This window comes from Paenibacillus pabuli NBRC 13638, assembly GCF_001514495.1.
Taxonomy (GTDB): domain Bacteria; phylum Bacillota; class Bacilli; order Paenibacillales; family Paenibacillaceae; genus Paenibacillus; species Paenibacillus pabuli.
In genome coordinates, this window is record NZ_BCNM01000005.1 from 180,588 (window position 1) to 195,064 (window position 14,477).

8 protein-coding genes are annotated in these 14,477 nt (G+C 48.8%); all 8 read right to left on the minus strand.

Annotated features, from left to right (window positions below; translation table 11 throughout):
* Positions 1 to 101: 101 nt before the first annotated feature.
* The 8 genes from PPA03S_RS09245 to PPA03S_RS09280 all read right to left on the minus strand — a co-directional run bounded on the left by PPA03S_RS09245 (position 102) and on the right by PPA03S_RS09280 (position 14,192).
* The gene (locus PPA03S_RS09245) at positions 102 to 1,634 is read right to left on the minus strand and encodes a response regulator (protein WP_062322055.1); all 1,533 of its coding nucleotides are present in this window, start codon (positions 1,632 to 1,634) and stop codon (positions 102 to 104) included.
* A 100-nt stretch (positions 1,635 to 1,734) separates the two neighbouring features.
* Positions 1,735 to 4,068 carry a glycoside hydrolase family 95 protein gene (locus PPA03S_RS09250; RefSeq protein WP_062322057.1) on the minus strand — a complete coding sequence of 778 codons (2,334 nt, stop codon included), beginning with the start codon at positions 4,066 to 4,068 and terminating at the stop codon, positions 1,735 to 1,737.
* A gap of 100 nt (positions 4,069 to 4,168) precedes the next feature.
* Positions 4,169 to 6,244 carry an alpha-galactosidase gene (locus PPA03S_RS09255; protein WP_062322059.1) on the minus strand — a complete coding sequence of 692 codons (2,076 nt, stop codon included), beginning with the start codon at positions 6,242 to 6,244 and terminating at the stop codon, positions 4,169 to 4,171.
* 129 nt (positions 6,245 to 6,373) lie between these two features.
* The gene (locus PPA03S_RS09260; protein WP_062322061.1) at positions 6,374 to 8,749 is read right to left on the minus strand and encodes a glycoside hydrolase family 95 protein; all 2,376 of its coding nucleotides are present in this window, start codon (positions 8,747 to 8,749) and stop codon (positions 6,374 to 6,376) included.
* A gap of 29 nt (positions 8,750 to 8,778) precedes the next feature.
* Positions 8,779 to 10,500: a right-handed parallel beta-helix repeat-containing protein gene (locus PPA03S_RS09265; protein ID WP_245683557.1), complete on the minus strand. Its 1,722-nt coding sequence runs from the start codon at positions 10,498 to 10,500 to the stop codon at positions 8,779 to 8,781.
* Between the two features lie 156 nt (positions 10,501 to 10,656).
* Positions 10,657 to 12,297, minus strand: coding sequence for an extracellular solute-binding protein (locus PPA03S_RS09270; protein ID WP_062322063.1), 1,641 nt, complete (start codon positions 12,295 to 12,297; stop codon positions 10,657 to 10,659).
* Between the two features lie 95 nt (positions 12,298 to 12,392).
* Positions 12,393 to 13,292, minus strand: a complete 900-nt coding sequence (locus PPA03S_RS09275) for a carbohydrate ABC transporter permease (RefSeq protein ID WP_062322065.1) — start codon at positions 13,290 to 13,292, stop codon at positions 12,393 to 12,395.
* A gap of 15 nt (positions 13,293 to 13,307) precedes the next feature.
* Positions 13,308 to 14,192: an ABC transporter permease gene (locus PPA03S_RS09280; RefSeq protein WP_174532117.1), complete on the minus strand. Its 885-nt coding sequence runs from the start codon at positions 14,190 to 14,192 to the stop codon at positions 13,308 to 13,310.
* Positions 14,193 to 14,477 lie beyond the last annotated feature (285 nt).

Sequence of the window (14,477 nt, forward strand, 5' to 3'; positions counted from 1 at the left end):
TTTCATTTGCCATATCATGGGGTAGTAAGAGGGAGCCTATCCAAATCATGTTCAAGGAAAACAGGAGTATGAATATCAGCTTTACCAGACAGCCTCTATCGTCACATACTTTTCCTGTATTCGTTAGGTGTTACGCCCTGTGTCTTCAGGAATAGAGAAATAAAATAGGATGTACTCTCATAGCCCACGGTCTGCGCGATATCGTGAATCTTGAGCGAGCCGTCTGCCAGCAGTTCCCTGGCTTTATCCAATCTGATGCGTGTCAGATAATCGTGGATCGTCATCCCTGTTTTGTCCTTAAAAATGGATCTCAAATAGTTCGGTGACAAATAGACCTGATCAGACAGGCTGTTAATGGTAATCGGCTGATTGTAATTCTGGTCGATGAGGGTACGGACCTTGTGAATCAGTTTTGCATTTTTGTCCATAAACCGCTCGCCCAGCATGCTCACCGCATCTTCCGCAGTACCGAGAATCAGATCCTCGATTTCATGCAGAGTCAGTGCATTATAGATGGAATGATACAGCTCAGCCCGCTTTGGAACGGGTTTATGAAGCTGCTCCAGCAGTTCATTCACGAGATCTATCGACCAGTCGCAGATGATTTTTTTCTTGACTCTCAGTGTTGCCAATCCCTCAATATACCCGTGCAGCTTCTGTGCCGCCCATTCAAAATCCAGTCGGTTAATGGAATCGAACCATTCCTTTTGATCAAAAGGGGGCATATGCTCTGTATAGAACTGATTCGTAACGGTGCCAGCATGAATAATTGCGCCTGTACCTTCATAGAAACGCTCATTCAAGATGGTTCGTGTCTCTTCGTACAGACAGTGAATATGGGATAACGCGGTCTCTTGTCCGCCTACAGCAGCCGTCACCGTAAAATCCAGGGCACTACGGATAGCCTCAGCCAAGTCCTCCCACGCATAATATCCCGGCTGCTGTGCCGCTTCCATAAATACACCGGTCTCTCCTTCCTTGTAATCCACAAAGATCGCTTTCAGGTTCTTCGCCTTGAAGAAATGATCGAGAAAAGACACCAGCCGCCCTGTACATTCCTCCAGACTTTGCTGTTCTCCTTCGGTCTCCTTCGGATCGATACTAAACAAGGCCATTGCATATCGGGTGGTCTCAGGTTGCCGGGTTAGACGGCTGAAACTAAAAGCGAGATCAATAGCACGATCCTCGTTTTTTTCGTAAGATAATTCCTTCAGGATATTGGCTTTGGCCGCCTCCATGGAACGGTTCTTAATTCCAACTTCGTCACAACGCTGTTTAACTTTACTGACAACGCTTTCAATTTCATTTAAATCCAAAGGTTTTAGCATATATCCCACGGCCCCTACGTTGATAGCCGATTTTACATATTGAAATTCATCATGTCCGGTCAGAAACATCACCTGGATTGAATCGTAGCTCTCATGTATCTTTCTCGCCAGATCAATACCGTTCATGATCGGCATCTGAACATCGGTAAGAACGATATCAGGCTGGGTGGCCTCAATCTTCTCCAAGGCCTCCCTGCCGTTACTCGCCGTTCCCATGATATAGATACCCATCTCTTCCCAACGGATATAATCCCTCATCATCTCAAGTCCCAGTTCTTCATCGTCTACCAAAAAAATACTGTACATCAACGTCCCCTCCCTTTGTATCTTTCTGTCTCTATTATATGTTTTTCCCTCCGTGGGACCATGGTCCATATAAATGAAAGTTATTTTCAAGTATAGATCGTTATTTTACCAACTCCAGCTCGCTATTGAAATAGTAACTTTCGTCTGCTTCGGCATGAAGGATCGTTCTTTGTTTGCCCCAACAAATGGTGAACGTTCCTGCCGAGAAAGTATGAATGTTCGTAGAAATTAACTGTCCGTTCTCCCAGACGATGTCAACCTCGGCATTCCCTTTTGCTCTCAGCCCGGTTATCGAGCCTGTGCTCCATGCCTGTGGCAGCGCTGGGAGAAGGTGAATCTCGCCCGCATAACTTTGCAGCAGCATCTCCGCTACGACAGCTGTACCGCCGAAATTTCCATCAACGACGAAAATATTACTCTCTGCTCCAGCAATTCCGGATTTGGAATAGGTGAACAGATTATCGAAGCACAGGCCGCCGATCAAATGTGAGAGGTGTTTATATGCCGTCTCCCCATCATGCAATCTCGCAAAACCCAGTCCAAACAAAGCAGCTGTAAATTCAACATCCTCCAGCTCTTCCTGGACCATGCGGTTCTCCAGCGTTACTCGTACTGCCGAACTGAGTTCCGGTGTACGGTCAGATGTAATCCGACTGTCCGGATACAGCGCATACATATGAGACAAATGCCGATGCTCTGGCTGCGCCTCCTCATAATCCTCCAGCCACTCCTGTAACTGCCCTTTTTTGCCGATCTGTAGAGGTGGAAGCTTGCCAATTGCTTCTTCCAGCTTGCGTCCGAGTTCTTCGTCTTTGTTCAAAAGTTCAACTGAATTAAGACAAAATTCAAAGAGCCTGCGCACCAGCATCTGGTCCATTGTCGTTCCCATGGACAGCTGTTGTGCCCCTTCTCTCGAATTACCGGGATAGAAATGGTTCTCCGGTGAATTGGAAGGACCCGTCACCAGCCAACCGTTCCGAGGATGCTCACACATGTAATCCAGATAGAAGGCCGCGGATTCTTTAAGTACAGGATAGGCCACATTCTCTAGGAAAACACGATCCTGACTGTACTCATAATGCTCAATCAGGTGTGTAGCCAGCCATAATCCGCCTGTAACGTTCAGCCCCCACGAGGTTTCCCATCCAGGCAGCGTAAAGCCCCATACATTGGAGAAGACATGAGCGACCCATCCGTCGCATCCATACACATGACGAGCCGTTTCCCTGCCCGCCTGTGCCAGATCCACAATATACCGAAATAACGGAAGATGACTCTTCCCCAGATTTGTAATCTCTGTAGGGTAATAATTCATCTGAGTATTTACGTCAAGGTGATAATCACAGCTCCAGCCCATTCGGCACGCTTCACCATCATTCCAGATTCCCTGGAGATGGAGTGGCAATGGAGAGTTCTCGCGAGATCCCGCGATGGTCAGATACCGTCCATATTGGAAAAACAAGGCGAACAGCTGCGGATCTTCATCCCCACCACTCTGTTCCAACAAACGAATACGCTGATCTGTAGTGAGGCCGGATTTCCTCTTGACCCCGAACTGAATATCTACCTTGTCATATTGCTCGCTGTAATCGCGGATATGATCCTTCCTCAGTGAGGTATAACCTTTATTTAAAGCTTTCACCAGCGTATAATTGCTCTCTGTTTTCCAATCCGAATCTGTACGACGATAATCCGTGCTTACACTAAAATAAATCCATGCCTCATCCGCTCCGGTCACGGTCAATCGGTTTCCATCTTTCCTGGCGATGTTCCCCCCGGATACAACCAACTTCAACAGGCCCTTGGCCCATACGCCGCAGGTTCCATCACTATGTACATTTTCCGTTGCCTGTCCTTGGAATTCAAGCGTGTTGTCATCTAAGGCTGCAACCTTGAATGATTCCGTTCCCCCTTCCAAACCTAGCGTAAAGGATACGCTACCAGGAGCTTCGCTCCAAATTCGGGAGGCCACTATATCATCGGCGTGAGAAGCGAAAACTTCACGTCTAATCGTGGTGTCGTCATCCTTCCAGAACGCCCCAGCCAGTGCATGAGTCAGATCCAGCTCACGTTGGAAGCTTCCAGCTTCATCAGAACCCGGATTCTTCTTTTCAAAATCAATAACAACTTCACATAATCCAAGATGGGTGCCGAAATTACGCTTCTTTGGCTGCAAATGCTGTTTGGCAAGACGATCCCCTTCATCATAATCGCCCGAGAAAAAATAGCTGCGCATCTCTTCCAGTGCAGCCTTGCCTCCTGCCGGAGGATACTCCGGGTCAATCTGTCCTGACCAGTAGGTAACCTCGCTCATACTCCACACCTCACGATGCGAAGACGCCATAACCACTGCTCCTATTCTACCATTGCCCAGCGGCAGGCCTTGAGACCAATCCGCAGCAGGAGTTGAATACCACAAAGTAAAATCGTTCATATCATGTCCTCCAGTCCCCAAACAAATAAACGCGCGATCTGTGAGATACAAAAGCGCGCGTTTGACTTTGTTTTTATTTTAAAATCGATCATGGTTCCGCTTAATTATTTGACTCCGATCCGTTTTCCTTCACGGTCAATCTGAAGATTTTGGATTCCGCCGGTTCCAGCGAGACAATAAGCTCTCCAGACGTTTCCCCTTGTGAGCCTTCCCACAGATCTTGCACATTGTATAGGGCATTGGCGTTTAGCCCGGCCCGTTCCAGCGAGATGGGTTTCTCCGCAGCCTGTGCAGCATCAAAGTTGAAGATGGCGAGATAGAAACTCTTTTCTTCCGGCGATTCCAGGACAAACACGTCAGAAGACAGCTTCCCCATATCCCCTTCAACTGGACGGAAGGTTTTGCCCATACGAGCAACGTTCAAAATATCCGTGTTACCAAGCCAAGCTCTTGCTCGTTCGGCAGCTTCCTCTTTGCGGAAGTCATCCCCGAGCAGGAGCACCGTTCCGGCAATAACTGAAGCGGTCAGACGGCTGCGTCCTTCATGCCAGCCGGTAGCTTCCTGGTTGAAGCTCTTGTATAACACGGAATGATCCGGATCATTGTAGCGATAGAGCGTATTACTCATCCACCAGCCGTGTGTCAACGAGTTCAACAGATATTCAGTATCCGCAAGTGTACCGAAGACATCACAGGAAATACGACGGCTGTGAGCTAAGGCATATGGAAATAATGGAGCGATGGACAAGTTAATGAAAAACGGCCGTCCGATTACTTCTGGCGAGAGCTTATGCTGCAAATAAGACATGCCATAGTGATAAGCCGCGATCCCTGTTGTAATATCCGGATTGTGGTGCTGTCCTTCCAGCGAGCCATGTGCCAAGAAATCCAGTTTGATATATTCGAAACCTTCCGAGATGAATTTGTCCGTGAACCAGTCGATCCTTTGCAGATTGCCGGGATGTGTCGGATCAATAGCCAGACCACCGTCTACATCCGGCAGGATCTCGCCATCACTGTCACGCAGCAGAATGTCTCCATAGGTGTATGTGCCGTTCGTTCCTTCGACCACCTGACCGAACTGATCGGGCCCTCCCCAGAAGGCAAATGGGGTCCAGTACGTTCCGGCTCTATGCCCGTTTTGCTGCACCCGGTCCAGCGCATTCTTCATTTCTTCTGGCGTAAAGTTGTCCCAGAACGCATCAAAGTTGATGTATAACGTATCCTCATTCTCGAATCCAAGCGGCTGTACTTCATTTTTCAGAAAATCGGTGGTCGCTATATACAAATCATAGTCCAGATCACTCATGGCCGCAGACCAGCTGTTCCATCCGATCGGGACACCCCCCTCCCAAGGCAATTGAGCCTCAATCCAGGTATTCGCCTGACCGTAGGCTTCAAGACCTTCACGGTAGTCTTCATAGAATCCGATGAATACCAGGGGGGATTCAACTCTCTTTCCCTTCACATAACCATGAGGCTGGGAATCGCGAGTCAGTTCACTCACGGCACCGCCGTACAGATCAACTCCCTCGATATGTCCACTTTGTTCGCTTTGCATACGGATCCCTGTTTTCCAAACCTTATGCGTAAGGGAACCCATCACAATTCCCCTGCGGCTGTCGGGCGCGAACAAGGCCGTTACCTCATAACTCTCCACATCAAGCGGCGGCTTGACCACTGTATATCTGACCCATTTGTCGTTATCAAACGGTACACGCAGAATGCTCGGTTCATTCTGGCCGGATTCTCCACCGATTGACACCGCTTTGGATTGGATCACAGCCATCCGGTTCGCCTTAAGCTCTTCATCCCCGACTATAGCGGTCTGTACCAGTACATACGGTGAGGATTCAAACATATAGAAATGCTGCTCCAGCTGCGGCAGCAACGAAGCTTTATGCAGAACAACCAAGCGGATGCCTTTTCCAAAACCTTCTCGTACAACATCTTCCTTTGCCACCAGCTCGTGGACCTGATAATGATCCGTGCCGTATTCCCGACCCTGCCAGCGAAAAGCACTACGGATGCCCTTCACATAAGATGAATGATTGCCTATACAAGACACTTCACCATTTTCAAGATTAATCTCTAAGCTCACGTGCCCGTTTGTAACGCTTACAAGATTAACATTCTGTTGCTGCACTTGTACGGCTGTATCGCTAGTTAGCATCATATGCCTCCTTATTGTTGCATGCTGTGCCTTGAGCGGAGCCGGTTATGTCTCCCCTGCCCAAGTCTGCCCTCATTATAAAGACGGAACAGCGCATTTTCCATGCAACGATCTTCCGATCTATAACGCGATTTAACTCAGCTTAACCTTGTAGGTCCGTCCTGCAGATGTAGGGAAGCTTATGATGTTTAAGTCGGTATTATCCGTCTCAACCACGTGGCCGTCAAGGGTTACCACAAACGGGCCTTCACCCCTAAGCACGCAGTCCCGGCCCAATTGTGAAGTGATGTGCGCTTCAGCAAGTTTTCCGTTGTTCCACCGGATGCTGACCTCAAATCCGCCTCGGGCACGCAGGCCGGAAACGCTGCCCTGCTGCCAAGTATCCGGCAGTGCGGGAAGCAGTTCGAGATACGGTCGGTGAGATTGCAGCAGCATTTCCGCAATTCCGGCAGAAGCGGCGAAATTGCCGTCGATCTGAAACGGAGGATGTGCGCCCAGAAGATTAGGATATACACCGCCATGGTTGTATTGCTCGGACGCTCCATCTCTGACCAAACGGAGCATGTTGGAGAGCAAATGTAGGGAACGGTTTCCATCCCTGAAACGGCTCCAAAGCGCAACTCGCCATCCAAGGCTCCAACCCGTGCTTTCGTCTCCCCGTCTTTCAAGCGAGGTTCTGGCAGCGCCAAACAACTCTGGTGTCTCCTCGTCCGAAATCTGTCTCCCCGGATACACGCCTACCAGATGCGAGGTATGCCGGTGGTAAATGTCCTCATCCTCATAGTCCTTCGACCACTCCTGCAATTGACCGTATTTGCCGACTTGCAAAGGCAGAAGACGTTCGCGGATGCTTACCAGTTCTTTTCTAAAATCCGGGTCCGCTCCAAGAATCTCCGACGCTTTAATACAGTTGGTGAACAACTCCCAAATCAATGAGATATCCATGGTTGAACCCGGACTAACCGCAGCTACGCCTTCCACAGTCCGGAATTTATGCTCCGGTGAAGTCGAAGGTGAAGTTACAAGGTTGCCGCTACCATCGTCAATAAGCCAGTCCAGTGCAAACAGTGCAGCTTCCTTCATCACTGGATAAGCGGAATTCCGCAAATATGTCTCGTCTCCGCTGAAGGCATAGTGCTCCCATAAATGCTGGGTCAGCCAAATGCCTCCCATCGGCCAGAAGGCCCAGCTTGGATCACCATCTCCGTAGTTGCCCACTGGAGCCGTTTGTCCCCAGATATCCGTGTTATGATGCGCCGTCCAGCCGCGGGTGCCATAGTTGACCTGCGCGGTCTCAACACCCTTCTTCGCCAAATTGCTGATTAAGTCCAGTAAGGGCTCATGGCATTCAGCCAGATTGCATATTTCAGTCGGCCAATAGTTCATTTCGGTATTAATATTCAACGTATAATTGCTGCTCCAGGGAGGACGAGTTACTGCATTCCATATGCCCTGAAGATTCGCAGCCTGCGTTCCCGGACGGGAGCTTGCGATCAGCAAGTAGCGCCCATAATGAAAGAGCAGCTCCACGAGCCCCGGATCCTCCGCACCATAGGTCGTAATCCGCTGTTCAGTGGACATCTCTTCCGGAGCAGGTGAATTCCCAAGCTCAAGCTTCACCCGATCGAACAGCAAACGGTAATCCGCAATATGCGAGTCAAGCAGGTTGTCATATGGCTTGTCTACCGTCTCATTCAGATATGAACTTGCAATGAAGGATGCATCTTTTCCCTCCATTCCCGGAATGGCATCGATACCGTTAAAACTTGTAGCTGCACTGAAATAAAAGGTTGCCGTTGTCGCACCCAACACATGAATTCCTCTGCCATCTATCGTTACCTGTCCATCCTCTGTCTTCACCGCTAGCTGGCCTTCAAAGACCATGCCCTTGTTAGTTCCGGGGTCACCGTATCGGATCGGATCGTCGCTTGCAAAGTAGCTGGGATCGACATGCTCCGGGGCCGTTCCTTCCAGAACAAAGCGGTCTTCCCTAACGCCAGTCATATGCCGAAGCGGACTATCCAGCGACGCATGTACATTCAGTGCACCTTCCACACTTGCAGCCAGCCGCAGTACAAGAACCTGATCCGGATGAGAGGCAAACATTTCACGGGTATAGATAACATGGCCAATCTGATATTCAAGGCTGTGCACTGCATTTTCGACATCCAGCGTCCGCTTGTAGGAATGGTAGATGTCCCCGTGTTCAAAACGCAGAAGTAAATCTCCGAAAGGCAGATACGATTGGGTGTACGGGCCCATCATCTCTTTGGTCAGCGTGTCTGCTTCCGTATAACGTTCCTCCTGTAACAGCTTGCGAACCTTTGGCAGAGCGTCCTTTGCCCCAGGATTGTTGCCGTCCTTCGGATAACCGGACCACAGGGTGTCCTCATTCAAGCTGATTTTCTCCTGCTCCACCCCACCAAAGATCATGCCGCCCAGACGGCCATTACCTATGGGAAGCCCTTCGGTCCATACATGTGCAGGTTTGTCATATTGAAGTTTCATGTGCACTCCCCCTCATGATTTCTCGTTTGCTAGTCAGTTCCTTCTTGAACATTAGTGAACGTATTATCGGCAAGATCAACCTCAGTGCATGCGCTTACATAGATTGTTTCTTCTAAGCTGGATAACTTTCCTGTCTCGCTGGTGGAGATTATTTGATTCGACTTGAACACTAGCCCATGAGTGGATTTGGCGCTTACAATTTGGACATCTCCACTGGTTTCGAAACGGTTGTTCAGGATAACGACCTGTCGGTGAACGGGGGCGCTCTCATCTACCTCCACATTCTCCGGGGAAATGAAGATCACCGTATGCTCCCTGCTGCCACATTCAATAAAATGGTTGTCGGTGATCATCACCTCCTCTACCCTTCCGGACTCATACCAGGACTCGGCATCCACGGCTATCAAAATGGCATTCATGGACATACGTTCAAACGTATTCCCGGTAATCAGCACTTTCCGACGAGTCGTTACGAGTATGCCACGTGTTGGCACTCGGGCAAAATGATTATTTGTAATTTCCACTTCCGGTGTCCAGGTTACATTCTCAATGACATCATGCCTGCCCATACCTTCCGGTACCGGATGAGCAAGGGTCAGCAAGAGCTCACGAGCACTTAAACGCTTAACGGCAACCACATGGTTGGAGGCGTAGGTCGTCAACGAACCGGAACGGACAAATTCGATCTCATCACCAGGATAAAACGCCGGAAGCCCATACGTCTGGGGATGCATGAATCGGACCTTCACGCAATCCACTGCCAGCTGATCTACAATTCGTAAATAGGTACCGTGGACATTGACAGGATCATCATGTGAACCGGAAAAATGGCTGTCCATTACCGCAACCTTGCCTCGGCAGCTGGATATATGCAGAAAATCCGCAAATCCGGCAACCATGCGCCCCGTTTCGGTCCGGGGAGCCAGATTCATCCGTGAGAAGGTCAGATTTGTGCTGAACTGGCCGACGACACCAAGTCCGTGCAGGAAATGCAGACTCACATCTCTCCACGAAATATCTGAACACTCGGTCATAAAAACTCCAACTTGATCTCGAATGCCATCGCGGTTTTGCAACACATGACCAACGACCACATCCGGCTGAAAATCAAAATGCAAACGGATGGTCATGGGCTTAAGCTCTTCCACAGATTGGGCCAATTCCAACCAGTTGTCAATTCGCCAGGTTGTATTTCGCAATGGGTCATAGGTTTGCATGGGACCTTTCGCAAAGCTCCAGTCTTCACCGAGCCAGGTTAGCTTGTTGTCCCGAATCTGATAACGGGAATCGGGGTGGATCCGGGCATCGAAATGGCGTTTTCCGGTAGAGATAATCGTCATCTCGGTCACCGTCGGCTGGTGATAGTCCGTACGCAGGTTGCGAATCTCTACATTGGTGCATTTATCCAGCAAAAACAGGGTCTGTTTGCCGTGGAAAATAAACAGGGAGCCGTTGCCTTCCAATGTGACATCGTTCATCCCTTTCAGCAAAATGGCAATGGTCTTGGTCACGTCTTGGTTCTCTTCTTCACTCGTGGTATTGGAGATATAATAAGGCGCCCGAATCGCTTTCTCCGGGTAGAAATGATACCTTCCTCTCGCACAGTCCAGCACCACCGGACCAGGGATTTCGAACGCCGCCCGAATGGCACGAGCCATGGCTGGCTGGGTGTCCAACTCGGAGTCCGGCATAGCGCCATAATCTATCAGTCTGACCGTTGTGGAATTCGTGTTATGTTCTTGTTCTGTCACAGGACTGATAATCCCACCCTTCTTGGTATGTTAACGCCTCCATTGCTTAACCTCTATCATCGCGTTTACTCCATCATCATACTTCTCTTCTGCCTAAATACAAGGAAAATCAGGTGCCGGTACAGCATAGGCACCTGATTCCGATATCCCTGTTCATTACTTGCTTGTGTCATATGCTTTTTGCAGAATTTCCAGATAACGATCGAGCTTCAGGTTCTGCAAGCCTTTCACATAAGCATCCCAGTCCTTATTCAGGTCCTTGTTGCCTGTAATGAATTGCAGTTCATTTTGCTCGATATAGTTTCTGATGTTGGTTTGCAGCAAGCTGGCTTCGTCAATTTCGTTTGGATCAATCCAGACGGACCAGATCGGGAACAACTCTTTGGGCTCATGGCCTTCATACAACAGCGATGCGTCATATAATCTTCGCTCATAACCATTGGATGCATAAATATCTGTGCCCTGAACATAGGTATCACGATATTCTTTTGGCATATAGAAGTGAGCCATGCCGCTCCAGCCCGCATTGCGTGGCGCCTCACCTTCGGCCATAGGGATTTGTTTCACTACAGGTTTAACGTCTTTACCCAGTGCCACATCCCCATCCACCGGATCAGTCCAGTCGATTCCCTTCATCCCGCTTGCACCGTTCGTTTGGCCTTCTGGTGTGAACATGTAGTCAACCATTTTGATCAGGGCAATCTGCGCTTCTTCACTTGCCTTGTTTGTGATTACAAATTTCGCTCCTGGAGATACACCGCCCGCATCATGCGTCGCATAGGACACACCCTGTGGTCCGGAAATCGGTGGCAGCGGGTTATAGTGCGCCGAGCGTGTGTTGCCTTCATCGATGTTTACGAAGATTGCGGGATGCATGGCTGCACCGGCGCCTAGAATTTCAGCATCTGCATTTTCACCGATTTTCTTGAACGCTTCTGCGTTTTGTGTGAATGCGCCAGGGTCAATCAAACCCGCATCAAAGAGGGACTTGATGTACGTCAATCCTTCTTTCCATTCCGGTGTAATCGCCGCAGATTGGACTTTCCCATTTTCCATTTGCAGGTAGTTTCTGTCGTCATCATAGACAAAGGCATTCATCAGGAAGGGAATAATGCGTACGCCGAACTCCTCTATGGAACCACTCAGCGGCACCTCATCTGCTTTGCCGTTTCCGTTCGGGTCCTGCGTTTTGAATGCTTGCAGCACGTTTTTGAATTCTTCGGTAGTCTTTGGCATTTCCAGATTCAGCTTTTTCAACCACTCGGTATTAATCCACATCTTGCTCGGGTAGGAGCAGTGGAAACATTCCGTATACGCAACAAGACCATAGATATTGCCATCAGGTGCAGTATTAAGCGTTTTCAAATTAGGATTCTTCTCCATGGCCGCTTTGATGTTGGGAGCGTATTGATCAATGAGATCGTTCAAAGGAACGAGCACACCCTGCTTGCCATACTTCAGCAGATCTGCCTGAGAGAATTGGTCTATATAGTGGGTAAGTAAATAAGCATCAGGATAGTCGCCGCTTGCCAGTGAGATTTGTCGCTTTTCCTTGGCCCCATCCGATGGATTGATCTCCCAATTGAATTTGATATTAAATTTGTCCTCCACAAAGGCAGTGAATTTATTGGTCGGAATATCAATGCTGGAGTCCTGGACTGCGAACACGCTGATGTTCACCTTGCCGCCCTCTTCCGAGCTCCCTGGTTGTGCAGTTGAGCTTCCATTGGAACACCCGCTCATGACAACTGTGAATGCCACGACAAGCATCAATAACGTTACCATACTTTTCTTCAAATCTGATCACTCCCTTTTGTTGTTTACCAGTTGAGACGATGGAACCTTGCGTGTGAACTTCTATATCTTCTTTCTCCATACACCGAAACGAAGGATCACCCTTTAACGGAACCGACCAGCATCCCCTGTACAAAATGGCGCTGTACAAATGGATAAATGACGAGTACAGGCAATGTTGCGACTACAATTAACGAATATTTTAACAGTTCGGTAAGCTGCTGTCTTTCCACCATTTTCGCCAAGTCCATGGCCCCCGAACCGTTATTTTGAATGATGATACTTCGCAAGATGAGTTGCAGCGGAAACAGGTCTGCCGATTTGAGATAGATCAGGGCGTCAAAGTACGCATTCCACTGTCCCACTGCATACATGAGAACCAGCACGGCTATGATTGGCTTCGATAACGGGAGTACAACGCTCCAGATGAACCGCATATCACTACAGCCGTCAATTTCACTGGCTTCCAGAAGCTCCCCGGGAATGGAAGATTGAAAGAACGAGCGAGCAATAATAACCTGCCATACCCAGATTGCGTTCGGGATCAGTAACGCCCAGCGAGTATCAATCAGATGAAGCTGCTTCACCACCATATAAGTTGGGATCAGCCCCCCACTGAAAATCATGGTGAAGGTAATGATCATCATCAGGGTGTTCCTGCCGAAAAAGGTTTTGCGTGACAACGGATAGGCAATCATGATGGTCAGCACTACACTGATCAGCGTACCGGCGGCCGTATAGAAAATGGAGTTACCGTAGCCGGTGAGAATCTCAGGTGTATTAAATAATGCCTTGTAACCGTTGAAGGAAATATCTACGGGCCAGAGCCACACTCGACCGGAAGTTACTGCTGCCGGGCTGCTGATTGAGCTGCTGACGATAAATATCAGTGGGTAAATGACCACCAGCGCCACGAGACTGAGCAAAATGTAGATGGTAACCAGAAACGTTTTGTCCACGGCGGACTCTTTAATCTTGGTTTGAACGTTTGCAGCCATAGGTGAACTCCTTTCCTACCAAATGCTATTCTTCGTAACTCTCTTAGCCAAACCATTCACCGTAACCAGTAAGACCAGATTGATCAGTGAGTTGAACAGCCCTACGGCAGTTGCAAAGCTATAGTTGGCATTCAATAGGCCGACTCGGTAGACATAGGTTGCAATGATTTCAGAATTGGCCAGATTGAGCGGATTCTGCAGCAGGTAGACTTTCTCAAATCCAATCGCCATGACATTTCCGACATTCAGGATCAAAATGATGACAATGGTTGGCACCAGCCCGGGCAGATCCACGTGACGGATTTTTTGAAAACGCGAGGCACCATCGACTTTGGCTGCTTCGTACAATGTGGGATCGATTCCGGCAAGTGCTGCCAAATAAATAACCGCACTGTAGCCCGCAGTCTGCCAAATATCGGACCAGACGTAGATTGAGCGGAACATGCCTGGCTCACCCAGAAAATTCACGGAATCCAGCCCAAAGAAGTTCATGGCGATGTTCACAAATCCAAGCCGTGGTGCCAGGAACAGCATAATCATGGACACCATCACGACTGTTGAGATGAAATAGGGTGCAAAGGATACGAGTTGGACGAAATTCTTGAACTTGGCTCCGCGTACCTCGTTAATCATGAGTGCGAGCACAATCGGAATTGGAAATCCGGCCAACACTAAATAACCGCTAAGTAAAATGGTGTTTTTCACCAGGGTCCAGAATAATGGGTTCTCAAAGAACAGACGAAAGTTTTGAAAACCAACCCAGTCACTTCCCCATATTCCCTTGATGACGTTGTAGTCCTTAAAGGCAAGAACTGCATTGATCATCGGATAATACTTGAAGATGAGAAAAAATAGCAAGGGCGGAATCACCAGTAGATGTAACTGCCAGTGCTTTATCATTCTTTTGCGGGCATTGGTCAGAAAACCAGGTGCCCTCGGCTGTGTTGATGTCTTGTGATTTAATACGATTTCCTTCTCCAGAACAATCCCCCCTTACCAGCTGTGTGTGGAACGAAATTATGATAGCGCTTTCTTGACTCTGATCTTAATCGATTTGGATGTCCCATATACAGGTACACCTGCGCCGTTAAACGTACAGTTATCCTGTTTTTGGGGGCACACATCTGCAGTACGACAGCCATTTTTCCATTACGAGGGCGTATTTGCAAAAAAAAGACCGCATTG